The sequence below is a fragment of the Formosa bonchosmolovskayae genome (assembly GCF_051016085.1).
Classification (GTDB): domain Bacteria; phylum Bacteroidota; class Bacteroidia; order Flavobacteriales; family Flavobacteriaceae; genus Formosa.
Map to the genome: position 1 here is coordinate 3,793,419 of NZ_CP174605.1, position 20,052 is coordinate 3,813,470.

13 protein-coding genes are annotated in these 20,052 nt (G+C 34.4%); 11 read left to right on the plus strand and 2 right to left on the minus strand.

What is annotated here, in order from left to right; all coding sequences use genetic code 11:
- Window positions 1–70: 70 nt before the first annotated feature.
- The 5 genes from uvrA (at window position 71) to rlmH (ending at window position 9,673) form a co-directional block, all read left to right on the plus strand.
- Window positions 71–2,902 carry an excinuclease ABC subunit UvrA gene (gene uvrA / locus ACKC83_RS16300; protein ID WP_434036357.1) on the plus strand — a complete coding sequence of 944 codons (2,832 nt, stop codon included), beginning with the start codon at window positions 71–73 and terminating at the stop codon, window positions 2,900–2,902.
- An 11-nt stretch (window positions 2,903–2,913) separates the two neighbouring features.
- Window positions 2,914–3,603: a TIGR00730 family Rossman fold protein gene (locus ACKC83_RS16305; RefSeq protein WP_414034942.1), complete on the plus strand. Its 690-nt coding sequence runs from the start codon at window positions 2,914–2,916 to the stop codon at window positions 3,601–3,603.
- Window positions 3,604–3,734: 131 nt separating this feature from the next.
- The gene (locus tag ACKC83_RS16310) at window positions 3,735–6,566 is read left to right on the plus strand and encodes a metalloprotease (RefSeq protein ID WP_434036358.1); all 2,832 of its coding nucleotides are present in this window, start codon (window positions 3,735–3,737) and stop codon (window positions 6,564–6,566) included.
- A 175-nt stretch (window positions 6,567–6,741) separates the two neighbouring features.
- Complete coding sequence (locus tag ACKC83_RS16315) at window positions 6,742–9,153, plus strand: alpha-ketoacid dehydrogenase subunit alpha/beta (protein WP_434036359.1); 2,412 nt, start codon at window positions 6,742–6,744, stop codon at window positions 9,151–9,153.
- Window positions 9,154–9,199: 46 nt separating this feature from the next.
- The gene (gene rlmH, locus ACKC83_RS16320) at window positions 9,200–9,673 is read left to right on the plus strand and encodes a 23S rRNA (pseudouridine(1915)-N(3))-methyltransferase RlmH (RefSeq protein ID WP_434036360.1); all 474 of its coding nucleotides are present in this window, start codon (window positions 9,200–9,202) and stop codon (window positions 9,671–9,673) included.
- A gap of 14 nt (window positions 9,674–9,687) precedes the next feature.
- On the opposite strand, the gene ACKC83_RS16325 is transcribed toward rlmH, so the two are convergent.
- Window positions 9,688–10,695, minus strand: a complete 1,008-nt coding sequence (locus ACKC83_RS16325; protein ID WP_434036361.1) for a DUF4421 family protein — start codon at window positions 10,693–10,695, stop codon at window positions 9,688–9,690.
- A 183-nt stretch (window positions 10,696–10,878) separates the two neighbouring features.
- A complete protein-coding gene (gene hpf, locus ACKC83_RS16330) occupies window positions 10,879–11,178 on the minus strand; it encodes a ribosome hibernation-promoting factor, HPF/YfiA family (protein WP_434036362.1) in 300 nt (99 codons plus the stop codon).
- A gap of 257 nt (window positions 11,179–11,435) precedes the next feature.
- Here hpf and ACKC83_RS16335 point away from each other — a divergent pair, with 257 nt between their 5' ends.
- The 6 genes from ACKC83_RS16335 (at window position 11,436) to ACKC83_RS16360 (ending at window position 19,962) form a co-directional block, all read left to right on the plus strand.
- Window positions 11,436–12,017 (plus strand): non-canonical purine NTP diphosphatase, encoded by a 582-nt coding sequence (locus ACKC83_RS16335; protein ID WP_434036363.1) that lies wholly within the window; start codon window positions 11,436–11,438, stop codon window positions 12,015–12,017.
- A 177-nt stretch (window positions 12,018–12,194) separates the two neighbouring features.
- Complete coding sequence (locus ACKC83_RS16340) at window positions 12,195–14,015, plus strand: DEAD/DEAH box helicase (RefSeq protein ID WP_414034949.1); 1,821 nt, start codon at window positions 12,195–12,197, stop codon at window positions 14,013–14,015.
- A gap of 86 nt (window positions 14,016–14,101) precedes the next feature.
- Complete coding sequence (locus ACKC83_RS16345; protein ID WP_414034950.1) at window positions 14,102–14,866, plus strand: carboxypeptidase-like regulatory domain-containing protein; 765 nt, start codon at window positions 14,102–14,104, stop codon at window positions 14,864–14,866.
- A gap of 346 nt (window positions 14,867–15,212) precedes the next feature.
- Window positions 15,213–16,982 carry an AMP-dependent synthetase/ligase gene (locus ACKC83_RS16350; protein WP_434036364.1) on the plus strand — a complete coding sequence of 590 codons (1,770 nt, stop codon included), beginning with the start codon at window positions 15,213–15,215 and terminating at the stop codon, window positions 16,980–16,982.
- 120 nt (window positions 16,983–17,102) lie between these two features.
- Entirely contained in the window at window positions 17,103–17,534 is a 432-nt protein-coding gene (locus ACKC83_RS16355) for a MarR family winged helix-turn-helix transcriptional regulator (protein ID WP_414034952.1), read from the plus strand.
- Window positions 17,535–17,553: 19 nt separating this feature from the next.
- Window positions 17,554–19,962 (plus strand): 3-hydroxyacyl-CoA dehydrogenase NAD-binding domain-containing protein, encoded by a 2,409-nt coding sequence (locus ACKC83_RS16360; RefSeq protein ID WP_434036365.1) that lies wholly within the window; start codon window positions 17,554–17,556, stop codon window positions 19,960–19,962.
- Window positions 19,963–20,052: the final 90 nt, after the last annotated feature.

Here is a 20,052-nt window from a genome sequence, read left to right on the forward strand (position 1 = left end):
ACACTATACTAAGATATAACGGGCTTCCTTTTTCATCTATAATTCTGTATCTTTGTAACTTTGCATTTCTATGAGCAATTTCGAAGAATTTATTGAAGTTAAAGGTGCCCGAGTGCACAACTTAAAAAACATTGACGTTTCTATTCCTAGAGACAAGCTAGTGGTAATTACCGGTTTATCAGGAAGTGGAAAATCGTCTTTAGCTTTCGACACTATTTATGCCGAAGGGCAGCGGCGTTATATTGAAACTTTTTCTGCCTATGCTCGTCAGTTTTTAGGCGGATTAGAACGACCTGATGTAGATAAGATTGATGGTCTTTCCCCTGTAATCGCAATAGAACAAAAAACAACGAGTAAATCGCCACGATCTACCGTTGGTACCATTACCGAAATTTACGATTTTTTACGTCTGCTTTATGCCAGAGCCAGTGATGCTTACAGCTATAACACAGGCGAACAAATGGTGAGCTATAGCGACGAGCAAATCAAAAAATTAATTATTGAAGACTACCAAGGGAAACGTATAAATATACTTGCTCCCGTTATTCGCTCTCGTAAGGGTCATTATCGCGAATTATTCGAGCAAATTGCCAAACAAGGCTTTGTAAAAGTAAGAGCCGATGGTGAAATTCGTGACCTAGTTAAAGGCATGAAATTAGATCGTTATAAAGTTCATGATATTGAAATAGTTATCGATAGGTTAAAAATTGATGACACAGCAGATAACGATAAACGACTTTCTGAAAGCATAAACACAGCCATGTATCATGGAGACGATGTGTTAATGGTTATCGATCACGACACTCAAGAAGCGCGCTATTTTAGTCGTTTACTTATGTGTCCGTCTACAGGTATTTCTTATCCAAATCCGGAACCGAATAACTTTTCGTTTAACTCTCCAAAAGGAGCTTGCCCGAAATGTAATGGTATCGGACAATTATATCAGGTTAACGAATCTAAAATAATTCCTGATCCTAAATTGTCGATTAAAGCGGGTGCTTTGGCGCCACATGGACCAGAAAAAAACAGTTGGATTTTTAAACAATTACAACTTATCGCCCAGCATTTCGGATTTAGTATGACCGATGCTTATAAAGACATTCCGGAAGCCGCTAAACAGATGATTTTATATGGTGGTAAAGAAAAATTTTCTGTAGAAAGTAAAACTTTAGGGATTACTCGCGATTATAAAATAGATTTTGAAGGTGTTGCCAATTTTATCGAAAGTCAGTTTGAAAATGCACAAACTACAACCTTAAAACGTTGGGCAAAAGACTACATGGATAAAGTAGACTGCGGAGAATGCGGTGGTACGCGCCTGAGAAAAGAGTCGTTATATTTTAAAGTTAATGGTTTAAATATTGCCGAACTAGCAAATAAAGACATTAGCGATTTATCGGTTTGGTTTAAAAATATAACTAAAGAATTATCGTCCAAGCAACTCCAAATTGGAGAAGAAATTATTAAAGAAATCACCACACGTCTTCAGTTTTTATTAGATGTTGGGCTAGATTATTTGTCGTTAAACCGAGGTTCTAAATCTCTTTCGGGAGGAGAAGCACAACGTATCCGATTGGCAACTCAAATTGGTTCGCAATTGGTTGGCGTACTTTATATTTTAGACGAGCCTAGTATTGGATTACACCAGCGAGATAACGAAAAATTAATAAACTCTTTAATTGCTCTGCGTGACGTAGGAAATTCTGTTATTGTAGTAGAACACGATAAAGACATGATAGAACGTGCCGATTACGTGATTGATATCGGACCAAAAGCAGGACGTTACGGTGGCGAAATAATTAGTGAAGGGACACCTACCGAATTATTAAAGCAACACACCTTAACCGCCGAGTATTTAAACGGTACCAAGAAAATTGAAGTTCCTAAAAAACGTCGAGAAGGTAATGGTGAGTTTTTAACACTTAAAGGCTGTACTGGAAATAATTTAAAGAATGTTAGCATTTCTATTCCATTAGGAAAAATGATAGGTGTTACAGGTGTTTCAGGAAGTGGTAAATCGACTTTAATTAACGAAACCCTCTACCCTATTTTAAATGCTTACTACTTTAACGGCGTTAAAAAACCAATGCCTTATAAAAGTATAAAAGGTTTAGAACATTTAGATAAGGTTATTGATATTAATCAGTCACCCATTGGAAGAACACCACGAAGTAATCCTGCAACGTACACTGGTGTTTTTGGAGAAATTAGAAGCTTATTTGCAAAGATTCCGGAAGCCATGATCCGTGGATATAAACCGGGACGTTTTAGTTTTAATGTTAAAGGCGGACGTTGCGAAACCTGTCAAGGTGGTGGTTTACGTGTTATAGAAATGAACTTCTTACCAGACGTTTATGTTGAATGCGAAACCTGCCAAGGGAAACGTTTTAATAGAGAAACTTTAGAAATTAGATATAAAGGAAAATCGATTAGCGATGTGCTAAACATGACGATTAACGATGCCGTTCCGTTTTTCGAGAACATTCCTAAAATTCATAAAAAAGTAAAAACCATCCAAGATGTTGGATTGGGGTATATTACACTTGGACAACAAAGTACAACCCTTTCGGGAGGAGAAGCGCAACGTATAAAGTTAGCAACAGAATTAAGCAAACGCGATACCGGAAATACATTCTACATATTAGATGAACCTACTACAGGACTTCATTTTGAAGATATTCGTGTGCTTATGATTGTACTAAACAAACTCGCAGATAAAGGAAATACGGTTCTAATTATTGAACATAATCTAGATGTAATAAAAACTGTAGATCACATTATCGATATCGGTTACGAAGGTGGAAAAGGCGGTGGAAAAGTGATTGTAGAAGGGACACCTGAAGAAGTTGCAAAACACAAAAAAAGTTACACAGCGAAATTCCTTAAGAAGGAATTAGAATAAAAATTATAATTATGACTAAAAAACAACATCCAAAAGGTTGGAATGAAATAAAAACAAACGATTCATGGGCGATTTTTAAAATCATGGGTGAGTTTGTAAGCGGATTTGAAAAAATGAGTACCGTTGGACCTTGCGTGTCCATTTTTGGATCGGCAAGAACCAAACCAGAAGATAAATATTACTTATTGGCAGAACGCGTCGCTAATAAAATTGTTGATGCAGGCTACGGTGTGATTACTGGTGGCGGACCAGGAATTATGGAAGCAGGAAACAAAGGTGCGCATTTAGGAGGCGGAACGTCGGTTGGACTTAATATAGAACTTCCTTTCGAGCAACACGACAACCCGTATATTGATGCGGATAAAAGTTTGGATTTTGATTATTTCTTTGTGAGAAAATTAATGTTCGTAAAATATTCTCAAGGATTTGTAGTACTTCCTGGAGGTTTTGGAACTTTAGACGAATTATTCGAATCGATAACTTTAATTCAGACCGGTAAAATAGAACAATTCCCAATTATTTTAGTAGGAAAAGACTACTGGGAAGGCTTAATTGACTGGATTAAAGCAACTATGCGTGATAAACATAAAACCATTAGTCCTAAAGACTTAGACTTAATTCACTTAGTAGACACTGAAGATGAAGTTGTTGAAATTCTTAATGAGTTTTACGACGAGTCTAATTTTAGCTTAAATTTTTAACACAATTAAAGTGCATAAATTCGTTTAAAAATTTATCTTTCAAACGCTGTCACATTATATTGAGATTACAACATAAAGCGATGGCGTTTGAACGATATTACACTGTACAATTAAAAATTTAAAACCCTACATTGAGATTACAACTTAGTTGCTTCATTATTTTTATTTTAACCCATATGGTTGCTTACGGTCAGAATAAAATCGACGTAAAAGCCTCCTTCGATGTCGCGACTAAACAAATTAGTATTTCTCAAACCATTCAGTATCAAAACACCACTCAAGATACACTTCATGCCATCTATTTAAACGATTGGCCCAATAGTTATTCTACAAAAACAACACCTTTAGCAAAACGTTTTACCGAAGAATATAAAACAAATTTTCACTTTGCTAAAAGTGAAGATCGCGGATTTACGGTTATTACAAGCATTTCTCAAAACCACACCAATCTAGAATTTGCTCGTGTTAAAGAGCATCCAGATGTTTTAAAAATTAAACTCGCAGAGCCTCTCCAAGGCGGAGAAACTTACAACATTAGTTTAAACTACATTGTACAAGTCCCAAGTGATAATTTTACTCGTTATGGTTGGACAAATACAAACGATTTTAACTTAAGGTATTGGTATATCACTCCAGCGGTTTACAATGGCTCATGGCATTATTATAGTAATAAAGATTTAGACGACCTATATATACCGCTATCCGATTTAAATTTAGAAATTGAATTTCCGAGCTATTACACCTTAATTTCCGAGCTAAAAACAACCCATACGCAGAGTGAGGCGGGTAACACCATTCTTACGCTATCGGGAAAAAACAGTGTAGATTCGAAGTTATTTCTAAAAAAAACATCCAATTTTAGCACTACTGGTAATGATTCTTTTTCTGTAGTAACTAACATAAACGAAGAAAAATTAAATGACCTTGAACGCATTATAATCACAGATAAAATCATCACATTTATTACCGAAAATTTTGGTGATTATCCAAATGAAAAGTTATTACTTACCGAAATTGATTATAAGAAAAATCCAATTTATGGATTAAATCAACTACCTAATTTTATTCGTCCGTTTCCAAATCATTTTCAATATGAATTAAAACTGATTAAAACCGCGTTAAATAATTATTTTGAAAACATGCTAATTGTAAATCCGCGAGCAGATTATTGGCTAAACGATGGTTTACAGGTGTATTATTTAATGAAATATGTCGACGAATACTATCCAAACATGAAGCTTTTGGGAACGCTTTCTAATGTTTGGGGACTTCGTTCTTTTCATGCGTCTCAGCTTCAGTTTAACAATCAGTATACGTTTTTATACATGCATATGGCACGTTCAAATTTAGATCAGCCACTATCTATGCCTAAAGATTCATTAATAAAATTTAATTCTAATATCGCGAATAAATACAAGGCGGGCTTGGGATTAAAATATTTAGAAGACTACCTTAACAACGATGTGGTACAGAATACTATAAACAGCTACATCTCTTTAAATAAACAAAAACAAACCTCTACCAAGGATTTCGAAACGCTCCTACGTTGTAACACAGATAAAGATATCGATTGGTTTTTTACCGATTATATTAGCACCCGAAATAAAATAGATTATAAAATAAAAAGTTACGAGGTTGTCGGGGATTCTTTAGAAGTCACCATTAAAAACAAGAGGAAAAATAGCATGCCCATCTCTTTATTTGGACTTCAAAACGATAGTATTGTCTATAAAACTTGGATTAATAATGTTACCGATACAGAAAAAATTAGCATTCCAAAAGACAGTATAGATCGGCTAGTTTTAAATTACGATATGGCTGTTCCCGAATTTAATTTAAGGGACGATTGGAAATCTTTAAAAGGATTTAGTTTCAACAATAAACCTTTACAATTTAGGCTTTTTAAAGATATCGAAGATCCGTATTATAATCAGGTGTTTTTCATGCCTGATTTCACCTATAACTATTACGACGGTTTTGCACCTGGAATCCGTTTGTATAATAAAACAGCGCTTCCAAAGGAGTTTTTATATAGCATCCGCCCGCGCTATGCTATTAAAAGCAAACAGCTTATCGGGAATATTAGTCTGAGCTATACGCACCGATTAGAAGATAAAAACCTCTATTTTATTCGCTATGGTTTTTCCGGTGAATATTCTAATTACGCTCCAGATTTATCTTACACAACTTATGCGCCCTTTGTTCAATTCCGTTTTAGAAACAACGACGATTTTAGAGATAACAAAAATCAATACCTATCCTTTAGATACATTAGTATTTCTAGAGAAGACGATCCTACAAATCAATTCGATAAAGAAGGACAGCCAGATTACGATGTTTTTAATATGCGCTACGGAAATATCGATCCAAATTTAAAAAATCATATTACGGGCTTTACAGATTTACAATTGGCCAAAAATTTTGGTAAAATCGCTGTAAACTTCGAATACAGAAAACTGACTGAAAACAACAGAAATTACAATCTTCGTTTATTTGCTGGAACCTTTCTATACAATAATACTTACAGCACAACCGACTATTTTAGTTTTGCGTTAGATAGACCAACAGATTATCTTTTCGATTATAACTATTTAGGACGTTCGGAAGAAAACGGACTGTTAAGTCAAGAATTAGTACTTGCAGAAGGAGGCTTTAAATCGAAGTTAGATCCTGCTTTTGCAAACCAATGGATGACCACCTTAAATGCTGGAACCACACTTTGGAAATATCTAGAGGTTTATGGAGATGCTGGATTAGTAAAAAATCATGGGCACTCACCAAAATTTGTTTACGATGCAGGATTCCGCTTAAATTTAATCACCGATTACTTCGAATTATACTTCCCGGTATACTCTAATCTAGGATGGGAAGTCTCTCAACCACAATACGCCGAAAAAATAAGGTTTATTGTAACATTATCTCCAAAAACATTATTAGGATTATTTACGCGACGTTGGTATTAAACACTAAAATTGTTTATTAGATTAGCAATAAATTTAGAGTATTCTAATAATTCTACATTTAAGCTATCGGAATCAAAGGTTTTACTAGAAATTCTATATTCCATTAAGTACCATTTACATTGTAATAACCATTTTATTTCCATAAATTTGTTGTGAATTCAATCCAAAAATCCCCATGCAAATAGAACCCGAAACTATGAAAGGACTTTCTTTTGAAGATTTTAAAGCCGAAGTTTTAAATGATTACAAAATTGCAGTTACCTCTAGAGAGTGTAGTTTACTTGGCCGTAGAGAAGTACTAACAGGTAAAGCAAAATTCGGAATATTTGGAGACGGAAAAGAAGTCGCGCAGTTAGCAATGGCTAAAGCCTTTAAAGACGGAGATTTCCGTTCTGGCTATTATCGTGATCAAACGTTTATGATGGCTATTGGTGAGCTTACAGTAGAGCAATTCTTTTCTGGTCTTTATGCCAACACCAATATCGAGATAGAACCTATGTCTGCTGGTAGACAAATGGGTGGACATTTTGCGACGCACAGTTTAGATAAAAATGGAAATTGGAAAAATCTTACAAAACAAAAGAATTCAAGTGCAGATATATCGCCTACAGCGGGGCAAATGCCTCGACTTTTAGGACTCGCACAAGCGTCTAAAATTTATAGACATGTTAAAGGAATTTACACCAAAAACTTTTCGGATAACGGAAACGAAGTGGCTTGGGGAACTATAGGAAATGCAAGCACAAGTGAAGGCTTGTTTTTTGAAACCATAAATGCTGCAGGAGTATTACAAGTCCCAATGATTATAAGTGTTTGGGACGATGAGTATGGTATTTCTGTGCATGCTAAACATCAGACAACAAAAGAAAATATATCTGAAATTTTAAAAGGATTTCAACGTGAAGAAGATGGTAAAGGTTACGAAATTCTGCGTGTTCAAGGTTGGGACTACCCTACTTTAATTGAAACATATCAGAAAGCCAGTAAAATTTCGAGAGAACAACATGTACCCGTTTTAATTCATGTTAACGAACTTACACAGCCTCAAGGACACTCGACTTCAGGTTCGCACGAACGTTATAAAAGTAGCGAACGTTTAGCTTGGGAAATTGCAAACGACTGTAATACCAAAATGCGAAATTGGATTATTACCAACGGTTTCGCTACAGAAGAAGAAATAACAAATTTAGAGAAATCTGTAAAGAAAGAAGTTAGAGTTGGTAAAAAAGCATCATGGTCTCAATTTGTCGAGCCTATCAATAAAGATAAAGCTGAGATATTAAACATCTTAAAACTAGTCGCTAACAAAAGTGTAAATAAGGTCTTTATTTTAAAGATTGTTAAGGATCTCGAAACTATAGACGAGCCTGTTAAACGTGATATTATAGTAGCAGCTCGAAAAACATTGCGCTACATTATAGACGAAAGCACACCCGAAAAAGATAGACTTTTAATTTGGATAGATAAATACTTCGAAAAAGTACAACCAGATTATAGTTCTCACTTATATAGCGAAGGCAATAAATCTGTAAAATATATAGCAGAAGTTAAACCTATCTATTCGGAAAACACCGAAAATGTAGATGGGCGTTTAATTATTAGAGATAATTTTGATGCCATATTTAGCAAATACCCTGAAACTCTAATCTTTGGAGAAGATTCTGGAACTATCGGAGACGTTAACCAGGGACTTGAAGGCATGCAAGAAAAATATGGTGAATTAAGAGTTGCCGATGTTGGTATTCGGGAAGCTACAATTATTGGTCAAGGTATAGGAATGGCTATGCGTGGCTTACGTCCGATTGCCGAAATTCAGTATTTAGACTACCTAATGTATGCGCTTCAAATTATTAGCGACGATTTAGCAACTTTACAATACAGAACAAAAGGACGCCAAAAAGCACCTTTAATTATACGTACTCGAGGACACCGTTTAGAAGGTATTTGGCATTCAGGCTCACAAATGGGTGGTATCATAAATTTAGTCCGTGGTATCCATGTTTTGGTTCCTAGAAACATGACTAAAGCCGCAGGATTTTACAACACCTTATTAGAATCTGACGAACCTGCATTAATAATAGAATGTTTAAATGGTTACCGATTAAAAGAGAAAAAGCCTACTAATTTTGGTTTGTTTAAAACACCTATTGGCGTTGTAGAAACACTTCGCGAAGGGTCGGATATTACATTAGTATCTTACGGATCTACGTTACGTATTGTAGAGCAAGCTGCAAAAGATTTAATGGAAGTTGGTATAGATGCAGAAGTTATCGATGCACAATCTCTTTTACCTTTTGATGTGAATCATGATATTGTAAAAAGTGTAGAAAAAACCAATCGTTTATTAATTATAGACGAAGATGTTCCAGGTGGCGCTTCGGCATATATATTAAATGAAGTTTTAAACACTCAAAATGCATACGAATTTTTAGATAGTAAGCCTCAAACATTAACGGCAAAACCACACCGTCCAGCTTATGGTACCGATGGAGACTATTTCTCTAAACCCTCTTTAGAAGATATATTCGAAACCGTTTATCAGATTATGCATGAGTCTAACCCTAGTAAATACGCTAAATTGAGATAGATTTTATCGGATAAAACATTCATATAAATTCCTTTTTTAAAGCATTATGACCATTAAATTATTGGCCATCGGAAAAACCGATAATAAACTTTTACAAGGTTTAATCGACGATTATCAGAAACGTTTAGGATTCTACATTAAATTTGAATTTGAAATTATTCCTGATTTAAAAAAGGTTAAAAACCTGAGTGAAGACCAACAAAAACAAAAGGAAGGCGAACTCATTTTAGGAAAATTAAATACCACCGATGTGCTTATTCTCTTAGACGACAATGGGAAACAAATGGATTCTGTAGGGTATTCAAATTACCTTCAGAAACATATGAATTCCGGGATTAAGCAATTGGTATTTGTAATTGGTGGTCCTTATGGTTTTTCGGCAGATGTTTACGCCAAAGCACAAGGGAAAATTTCGCTCTCTAAAATGACATTCTCTCATCAAATGATTCGTTTGTTTATTATAGAACAATTATATCGTGCATTTACGATACTTAAAAACGAACCATACCACCACCGCTAAGGCGTTCTGCCCTATTACTTATAATAATACGTTCTTTTTCCTGAACCTATTTTATATCCAATTGCAATTTTAGCTTTGGTCAGATTAAATCTATAATTATTTTGATAACCTAAATCTGTAGAATATACCCCACCGCCATAAATTAAACTCAGATAGTATCGTTGTGTATTATATCCCAAAGCAAAAGTATAATCCATTTTATAAATCATAGGTTTAGATGGCCTGTAAGTGCCTTGCTCTAAGGTAACATGCTTGTACATAATCCCCATTCCTGGCATAATATTACAAGATGCAGTAAGATCGTGTGGTAATTTAAACACAGACATTACCCCAGCTAAGATCCCAATAGCACTGCTATTATAGCGTTTGACATGCGCTTGAGTGTTAAAATATTCTCCGTTGGAATCCTCTAAAATATTATCGCCTGCCGAAAAGTAATCGTAAAAACCAAAAGCACCAAAACCACCCGTTATATATAACTTCCGATCTAAATGATCTACACCCGCTTTAAGCATAGAATAAGAAAATTCTATATCCGGAATGGTATGTAATACATTAAATCCTACCGTAACCGATTTAATATCGTCGCGAAACACAAAAGGTTCGTCGAAATTATTCTTCACATTAAAACCACGATAGGTCTGCACATAAAAATTAACATAGTTCTTTTTTCCCAAAATGGTGGTTCCTTGCATATCGAACCGTTTGGTAATGTTTTCCTTGTTCGTTTTTAAATTAAAAGCTATATCAATTAACAACTTACTACTTGCAAAACCAAAACCTAAACCAAACTTATTATTAGGAATGTAACGCGATTTAAAATTATCTTCATTTTTAATGCGAAATTGTTTTACTTTATAATTACTAAACAGACGCAACGAATAGTTATCTAAGTTATGATCTATAAAAACTTTATCTATTAATTTCCAGACATCTAAAGTATCTAGATTCTTAATAACTTGAGATTGGGCCGTAACGGAACTGGACAGCACGAGTAGTAAAATGATAATTCTTTTAATCATATAGCGATCTACCAAACTTATCTATTCTATCTATCTACTTTGGAAGAGTTCATAAAAATACATTAATTCCCGCAACTAGCAATTCTAGATTTAAGTGAAGCCTCTACGATTTAGATGTAGTGCATAAAAAAACGGATGATAAAATATAAAATTGATCATCCGTTGCTTTAAAAATCTTGTAAATTAAGAATTTACAAATGTATGTTTTCGTTTTTTAAGTTGAATTTCTAAATCTGCGATTGTATTTTTAACGGCCAACTCGTAAGTTCTCTCTTTTGAAGACGCGAAAATTCGGGGCCCCGGAGCACTCAATTCTATTTTACAAATTTTACCATCTTCTTTCTCTTTTTTAATCGTATCGAAAACGACTTCTGCAGAAATAATCCAATCGAATTTTGATGCTAATTTATTCAGTTTTTCGGTTACGTGTGCATTCATAGCTTCACTAGTCGCCATATGAATGTATTGAATGTTTATAGTCATAGATCGTATGTTTTGTTCTAGTATAAAGTTAATAATAAAGGGCATATTTTTATATGATTTTCATCATAAATAATTGTGAAATAATCAGTTTTAAGCGCTTTAATTTTAATATCAAAATCTATTTAACTAAATATCACATATTTAATCAGTTTTATTCAAAAAAAATTGCGATTTATATTAAAAGCTAGTTTTAATAATTATCAGTCTAAAATCATTTTAAAATATTAATTTAGCCTTATAAAGTTGTAAATAAACCTATGAAACTCGTATTCGCTACCAACAATAAAAATAAAATAAAGGAAGTTCAGTCTTTAATTCCTAGACATATCACACTTTTAAGTTTAGCCGATATTGAATGCTTTGAAGATATTCCAGAAACGCAACCTACTATCGAAGGTAATGCCATTCAAAAAGCCGAATATGTAAAAGACAACTACGGCTTCGATTGTTTTGCAGACGACACAGGTTTAGAGGTAAATGCTCTTAATGGTGCACCAGGTGTATATTCTGCACGTTTCGCTGGCCCGCAACGCGATGCCAAAGATAATATGGAAAAACTGCTATCAGATTTAGAACATAACACAAATAGGGATGCTAATTTTAAAACCGTGATCGCATTATCATTTCAAAATAAAATAGAAACATTTACAGGTGTTTGTGAAGGAGAAATTACTAAAACACAACATGGAACAGATGGTTTTGGATACGACCCTATATTTAGACCTAAAGGATTGAAACAGACCTTTGCAGAAATGCCTTTAAGCGAAAAAAACACCATAGGTCATCGCGGAAAAGCCGTTTCCTTATTGGTTAAATATTTAAACAGTTTAGAAGCCTAAATTAAAACACTGATTTACAATAAATTAATCAGAATTAGTTTATTCGGAATAAAACACTACCTTTGCAGCTTGAAATTCCTCAGAGAGAGGATGTGTTACTTGGAAGTTTAAGGTTAAGTATGTCGATTCCCTTCTTATGTAACACTTACATATTTTAATCGAATACTTATTACAAGAATGAACACATTCCAAGATTTAGGTCTTAATGAAGACTTATTGCGCGCTATTACAGATATGGGCTTTGAAACCCCAAGTGAGGTCCAAGACAAAGCCATCCCATTATTATTAGAAAGTGAAATAGATTTAGTTGCATTAGCACAAACAGGAACAGGTAAAACTGCTGCGTTTGGTTTCCCAATGCTTCAAAAAATTGATATTAGCAGTAGAACAACTCAAGGGTTAATCTTATCGCCTACTCGTGAACTTTGTTTACAAATTACCAACGAAATTAAAGCTTACGGTAAATACTGTAAAGGTTTAAACGTTGTTGCTATTTACGGTGGATCTAGTATTCAAGACCAAGCAAGAGACGTAAAACGTGGTGCTCAAATTATTGTTGCAACTCCAGGACGTATGAAAGATATGATTAGCCGTAATATGGTTGATATTTCTAAAATAACATACAGCGTACTTGACGAAGCAGATGAAATGCTTAACATGGGTTTCAAAGAAGATATTACAGATATTTTATCGCACACGCCTGCAGATAAAAATACGTGGTTATTTTCTGCAACTATGCCTAAAGAAGTTGCCACTATTGCTAAAAAATTCATGCATAATCCTACCGAAATCACAGTAGGAAACAAAAACGAAGGTAGTACTCAAGTATCTCACGAGTATTATTTAGTAAACTCTAGAGACCGTTACCAAGCCTTAAAACGTTTAGCAGATGCTAATCCAGATATTTTCTCTGTAATTTTCTGTAGAACAAAGCGTGATACTCAAAAAGTAGCAGAACAACTTATAGAAGATGGTTACAACGCAGGAGCACTTCACGGTGACTTAAGCCAAAACCAACGTGATTTAGTAATGAAATCGTTTAGAAATCAGCAAATCCAAATGTTAGTAGCAACAGATGTTGCGGCTCGTGGAATTGATGTAGACGATATTACTCACGTAATTAACTACCAATTACCTGACGAAATCGAAACGTATAATCACCGTAGTGGTCGTACTGGACGTGCTGGTAAAACAGGTATCTCTATGGTAATCGTTTCTAAAAGTGAAGTTAGAAAGATTAAAAGTATAGAGCGTATCATTAAAAAAGATTTCATTAAAAAAGAGATTCCAAACGGAATGGAAATTTGTGAAGTTCAATTAATGTCGTTAGCAAATAAAATACACAGTACAGAAATTAATCCAGAAATTGACAAGCATTTAGATAGCATAAATACATTATTTGCAGATACATCTAAAGATGAATTAATTCAGAAATTTTTCTCTGTAGAATTTACACGTTTCTTTAACTACTACCAAAAATCTAAAGATTTAAATGTCGCTGAAAACTCTAGAGATAGAGAAACCAGAGAACATGTAAGTAACGACGATTCTGCGCGTTTCTTTATTAATGTAGGTACTCGTGATGGTTTCGACTGGATGAAATTAAAAGATTTCTTAAAAGAAGTTTTAGAATTAGGTCGTGACGATGTCTTTAAAGTAGATGTTAAAGAAAGCTTCTCTTTCTTTAATACTGAAAAAGAAATTAAAGGAAAAATATTAGAATTCTTTACCGATTATAAGCACGAAGGTCGTTTTGTTAATGTTGAAGAGACAGAAAACAAAGGTGGCGGTGGTCGCGGAGGTAACAGAAGTCGCGGCGGTGGCGGTGGTCGTAGTCGAGACAGAAAAGAAGGCGGTTTTAGAGGAGATAGACGTTCTAAATCTGGCGGAGAAGGCAGAAGAAAAAGAAGTTCTGACGATTCTAAGCCAAGACGTTCTGGTTCTGAAAGCAGAAGTGATTCTTCATCTTCTTCAAGACCTAGACGTTCAAGACGCTAAGCAATCTGTTAATATTTAGTCAAAAGAAATAAATCTTCTTCTAAATTGTTATTTAGTTTGCTACTTTTATGCCTAACAAAATTATAATGAAATATATTTTTTTCCTTTTAGCTCTAATTCTTACATCTTCAGTTGTGTTTGCCCAACAGGGTAATACAAATGTAACTGGGGTAATAATTAATGGTTCTAACGACGAACCTCTAGAAGGCGTAAATATTGTCAATATAAATCAAGTTACAGGTAGCACAACCAATAGTAAAGGTGAGTTCGAAATTGTAGCGAAAGCAAACGATACGCTCCACCTTTCTTATTTAGGTTTTAAATCTATAAAAGTAAAAGTTACAAACGACTGGATTAAATTTGGAAGTTCAACTATTGCTTTAACAGAATTAGCTTTAGCATTAGAAGAAGTTGTTGTAAATCAGTTTAGACTTACAGGCTATTTAGAAGTAGATATTGCTCAAGTACCTATAAACACGAATTACCAATATAGTATTTCGGGATTACAGTATGGATACGAAGCAGGAAAAGGCACAGGTGTAAATAAGATTTTAAGTTCTATATTTAATCCAGCCGATTTCTTATATAATACCTTCGGAAAAAAAGCTCAGGAAATGAAAAAACTGAAGCAAATGAAGCAGAACGATGAGATTAGAGATTTACTATCTTCTCGTTTCGACAGAGAAATGCTAACGGTACTATTACAAGTAGATCGTGTAGATTTAGATGAAATAGTTAGACAATGTAATTATTCTAAAGATTTTATAAACACAGCTACCGACCTTCAAATTCTGGATGCCATTAGTGGGTGTTATGAGGAATACAAAGTATTAAGCCGAGGCCGGAAGTAAATAAAAACATATAAAATTAAGACTGTCTTTTTAAAAGGCAGTCTTTTTTGTGTTTTAAAGTTTCCCTCACTCTAACTAACACACAGAGAATGTATAAACTCAACTTATTATTACCAAAAACATCCCCAATTCGGCTATAACTCTTAAAATAATGCTAAATCTAATACTTGAAGCCATTAAAGTTGAAAAAAAAAACTCTTCAATTATTAAATTCTTAGTATATTACAACATAAAAAATAAGATTAACAACTAATTAGCATACATATTAATTATAATTTAATATTTGTAAATCTATAAAGTCCTAGACCATAATACCATTTACAATACTGATTCATATTTTCGATTCATGACAAACGTAACACGATTATTTGACTTCCCGTATTATCAGTTAGAGAAATATAATTTAAGTAAGTCTTTAACAACAAAATACGGAGACCAGTGGGTCTCGATATCCACACAAAACTATATAGATCAAGCCAATGCAATAAGCAGAGGTTTGCTGCGTCTTGGCGTAAAACCAAACGAAAAAATAGCTGTAATTTCTACCAACAATAGAACGGAGTGGAATGTTATGGATATTGGTATTTTGCAACTAGGTGCTCAAAACGTACCTATTTATCCAACTATTTCTGAAACGGATTACGAGTATATCCTAAATCATTCTGAAGCGACGTACTGCTTTGTTTCAGATAAAGAAGTGGTAGATAAAATAAACAAAATAAAAGGTAACACTCAATTAAAAGGGGTGTATACTTTTAATGATATTCCGAATGAAAAGAGCTGGAAAGACATTTTAGAATTAGGAAAAGATAAATCTAATCAGCTAGAAGTAGAATCTCATAAAGCAAATGTTAAGCCTAACGATCTAGCTACCTTAATATATACTTCTGGAACTACTGGTACACCTAAAGGGGTTATGTTATCTCACGAAAATATTGTGAGTAACGTACTAAATAGTGAAAAACGGGTCCCTTTTGATTACGGAAAATCAAGAGCTCTTAGTTTCTTACCTATTTGCCATGTGTTTGAACGTATGCTCCTCTATTTATATCAATATTGTGGTGTCGAGATATACTTTGCCGAATCGATTGATAAAATGAGTGATAACCTTAAGGAAGTTCATCCACATGTTATGACGGCAGTTCCAAGATTATACGAGAAGGTATACGACAAGATTGTAGCTAAAGGTGGAGAATTAACCGGAATTAAGAAAGCATTGTTCTTTTGGGCCTTAGATTTAGGACTCAAATACGAGCCATATGGAAAAAATGGATGGTGGTACGAAAAGCAATTAAGCATCGCTAGAAAACTAATTTTCAGTAAATGGAAAGAAGGTTTAGGTGGCGATATACAATTAATGGTTTCTGGTAGTGCACCATTACAATCTAGGTTAACACGAACATTTGCTGCTGCAGGTATTCCCATTATGGAAGGTTACGGTTTAACAGAAACGTCTCCCGTAATATCTGTAAACGATGAAAGAAATTTTGGTTTTAAAGTCGGCACTGTTGGTAAATTAATCGATAACGTGGAAGTGAAAATAGCCGAAGACGGAGAAATTCTTGTAAAAGGACCAAACGTTATGCTCGGTTACTATAAAGATCCTGTTAAAACGGAGAGCGTTATGACTGGAGACTTTTTCCATACTGGAGATATAGGAGAAATTGATTCGGAAGGATTCTTAAAAATTACAGATCGTAAAAAAGAAATTTTTAAAACCAGTGGTGGTAAATATGTTGCGCCTGCTGTTTTAGAAAACAGATTAAAACAATCGCGTTTTATCGAACAAGTTATGGTAATTGGTGAAGGTGAAAAAATGCCAGCAGCACTAATTCAGCCCAATTTCGATTTTATTAGAGAATGGGGAAAACGCCATAAATTAGATACCAGCGATATGTCTGCATTCTTAAAGAATGAACAATTACTAAATCGTGTGCAACGAGAAATTGATTATGCAAATAAACACTTTGGTAACTGGGAACAAATTAAAGTCTTTAAATTTACGCCAGAAACCTGGTCGATAGAAGAAGGACACCTCACACCGACTCTAAAACTAAAACGAAAAATCATCAAGGAAATATACAAACCTTTGATAGAATCTATATATCGTCCTTAAATTATTAAACTCCTTATAAAAATAAGGAGTTTTTTTTGTCTTTATGTTTCGTTAAAATTTACCTTTTTATTATGCATGCATACTATTTTTTATTATATTTGGTTAAGACAAATTATAAAAATGAAAGATAAAACAATCGACTATGTACTAAGAACCACATGGTTAGCTGTTAACAAAATGTATAACGAACAAGGTGCTAAATATGAAAGCACTATGGCTACAGGATTCGCATTACTTAGCATAGATCCCGAAAAAGGAACTCCGTCAACCTCTTTGGGACCTAAAATGGGAATGGAGGCCACAAGTTTATCTAGAATTATTAAAAATCTAGAAAACCAAGGCCTTATCGAGCGTAAACCAAATCCTAAAGATGGTCGTGGTGTATTAATTTACCTAACCGAATTCGGAAAACAAAAACGAGAAATTTCAAAAGATCATGTTCTCATTTTCAACGAAGCTGTAAGACAAAACATTACAGCCGAAAAAATCGACCATTTTTACGAAGTTGCAGAAGTGATCAACGATTTAATTTCAAACAAAAAAATATATTAACGAAAGCCTATTTAATAAAATGAGCACACGTAGAATAAAAAAAGTAGCAGTAATTGGATCTGGAATTATGGGAAGTGGTATCGCTTGTCATTTTGCCAATATTGGTGTAGATGTACTTTTACTCGATATTGTTCCAAGAGAACTAAACGCTACCGAAAAAGCAAAAGGATTAACATTAGAAGATAAAGCCGTAAGAAACAGATTGGTTAACGATTCGCTTTCTGCCGCTTTAAAATCGAAACCCTCTCCTATTTACCATCAAAAATTTGCTAGTCGTATTACGACAGGAAATATGGAAGATGATATCGCTAAAGTAAAAGATGTCGATTGGATTATAGAAGTTGTAATTGAACGATTAGACATAAAAAAACAAGTCTTCGAGAGTCTTGAAAAACATAGAACTCCAGGTACTTTAATTACATCTAATACATCTGGAATTCCTATTCACTTTATGAGTGAGGGCCGATCGGAAGACTTTCAGAAACACTTCTGTGGAACCCACTTTTTTAATCCCGCTAGATATTTAAAATTATTCGAAATTATTCCTGGACCAAAAACGGATCCCGAAGTATTGGATTTTTTAAACGGATATGGCGAACAGTTTTTAGGAAAAACCTCGGTTGTTGCTAAAGACACACCTGCATTTATTGGAAACCGTGTCGGAATTTTCAGTATAATGAGTTTATTCCATACGGTTAAGGATATGGATTTAACCATTGAAGAAGTCGACAAGTTAACGGGACCAGTAATTGGTCGTCCAAAATCTGCGACCTTCCGTACCGTAGATGTAGTCGGGTTAGATACTCTAGTTCACGTCGCTAATGGTTTATATGAAAATGTTCCAAAAGACGAGCGTCATGACCTATTTAAATTGCCCGATTTCATTAGTAAAATGATGGAAAACAAATGGCTGGGGAGTAAAACAAAGCAAGGTTTCTACAAATTAGAGCGTCATAAAGATGGTACTAAGGATATTTTATCTCTTGACTTAAACACCTTAGAATATCGTCCGAATAAAAAAGCAAATTTTGCAACTTTAGAATTAACGAAAACGATTGATAAGGTTATAGATCGCTTTAAAGTCTTGGTTAAAGGAAAAGATAAAGCTGGAGACTTTTACAGAAAGAATTTCGCTTCCTTATTTGCCTACGCCTCTAATCGAATTCCAGAAATTACAAACGAGTTATACAAGATTGATGATGCGATGAAAACTGGTTTTGGTTGGGAACACGGACCGTTTCAAATTTGGGATGCTATTGGCGTTGAAAAAGGTATAGATATTATGAAAGCCGAAGGATTCGAACCTGCAGCTTGGGTTAATGATATGTTAGCTTCCGGTGTTACCTCTTTTTATACTGTAAAAGAAGGCGCCTCATATTTTTACGATATTCCTTCTAAGAAACAAGAAAAAGTCCCTGGACAAGATGCCTTTATCATCTTAAATAACATACGTAAATCAAACGAAGTCTTTAAAAATTCTGGTGTTGTTGTAGAAGATTTAGGCGATGGTATTTTGAATTGCGAATTTCAATCGAAGATGAATACCATTGGTGGCGATGTTCTAGCCGGAATTAATAAAGCTATCGATTTAGCCGAAAAAGATTTCCAAGGATTAGTGATCGGAAATCAAGGCGCAAATTTCTCTGTTGGAGCCAATATTGGAATGATTTTTATGATGGCCGCCGAGCAAGAATACGACGAACTTAATATGGCTATTAAATATTTCCAAGATACTATGATGCGTATGCGCTACTCCTCTATCCCAACAATATCTGCACCTCATGGCATGGCACTTGGTGGAGGATGCGAATTATCGCTTCATGCCGATAAAGTCGTTGCCGCTGCAGAAACCTACATGGGACTTGTAGAATTTGGAGTTGGAGTAATCCCTGGTGGTGGTGGTTCTAAGGAAATGACTTTAAGAGCGCAAGACACCTTTAAAAAAGGCGATGTCGAACTCAATACACTACAAGAATATTTCTTAACCATCGGTATGGCAAAAGTATCTACTTCTGCTTACGAAGCTTTTGATTTAGGTTTACTTCAACATGGAAAAGATGTCGTAGTAGTAAATAGAGACCGACAAATTGCAACAGCAAAGGCACATGCCAAACTTATGGCTGAAGCAGGTTATACCCAACCTATAAAAAGAACTGATATTAAGGTGTTAGGGAAACAAGCTTTAGGTATGTTTTTAGTGGGAACAGATTCTATGGAAGCTAGCCGCTTTATTAGTCCGCATGACCAAAAAATAGCCAACAAATTGGCTTATGTTATGGCCGGAGGAGACTTATCAGAACCGACTTTAGTTAATGAACAATATTTATTAGACTTAGAGCGTGAAGCTTTCTTAAGCTTATGTACAGAGCGTAAAACTTTAGAACGTATTCAGCATATGTTAAAAACTGGAAAACCACTTAGAAATTAGTGGTGCCTTCACCCCTAATAGGGAACAGAAAAATGAGTTCAATATTATTTGAACCTGGTAAAATATAAGAATAACACATAAAATCCTATT

What these genes read in the sequence shown, in the direction of transcription:
- uvrA (WP_434036357.1), top strand. Translation starts at nt 71, where the DNA reads ATGAGCAATTTCGAAGAATTTATTGAAGTTAAAGGTGCCCGAGTGCAC.
- ACKC83_RS16305 (WP_414034942.1), top strand. Translation starts at nt 2,914, where the DNA reads ATGACTAAAAAACAACATCCAAAAGGTTGGAATGAAATAAAAACAAAC.
- ACKC83_RS16315 (WP_434036359.1), top strand. Translation starts at nt 6,742, where the DNA reads ATGCAAATAGAACCCGAAACTATGAAAGGACTTTCTTTTGAAGATTTT.
- rlmH (WP_434036360.1), top strand. Translation starts at nt 9,200, where the DNA reads ATGACCATTAAATTATTGGCCATCGGAAAAACCGATAATAAACTTTTA.
- ACKC83_RS16325 (WP_434036361.1), bottom strand. Translation starts at nt 10,695, where the DNA reads ATGATTAAAAGAATTATCATTTTACTACTCGTGCTGTCCAGTTCCGTT.
- hpf (WP_434036362.1), bottom strand. Translation starts at nt 11,178, where the DNA reads ATGACTATAAACATTCAATACATTCATATGGCGACTAGTGAAGCTATG.
- ACKC83_RS16335 (WP_434036363.1), top strand. Translation starts at nt 11,436, where the DNA reads ATGAAACTCGTATTCGCTACCAACAATAAAAATAAAATAAAGGAAGTT.
- ACKC83_RS16340 (WP_414034949.1), top strand. Translation starts at nt 12,195, where the DNA reads ATGAACACATTCCAAGATTTAGGTCTTAATGAAGACTTATTGCGCGCT.
- ACKC83_RS16345 (WP_414034950.1), top strand. Translation starts at nt 14,102, where the DNA reads ATGAAATATATTTTTTTCCTTTTAGCTCTAATTCTTACATCTTCAGTT.
- ACKC83_RS16350 (WP_434036364.1), top strand. Translation starts at nt 15,213, where the DNA reads ATGACAAACGTAACACGATTATTTGACTTCCCGTATTATCAGTTAGAG.
- ACKC83_RS16355 (WP_414034952.1), top strand. Translation starts at nt 17,103, where the DNA reads ATGAAAGATAAAACAATCGACTATGTACTAAGAACCACATGGTTAGCT.
- ACKC83_RS16360 (WP_434036365.1), top strand. Translation starts at nt 17,554, where the DNA reads ATGAGCACACGTAGAATAAAAAAAGTAGCAGTAATTGGATCTGGAATT.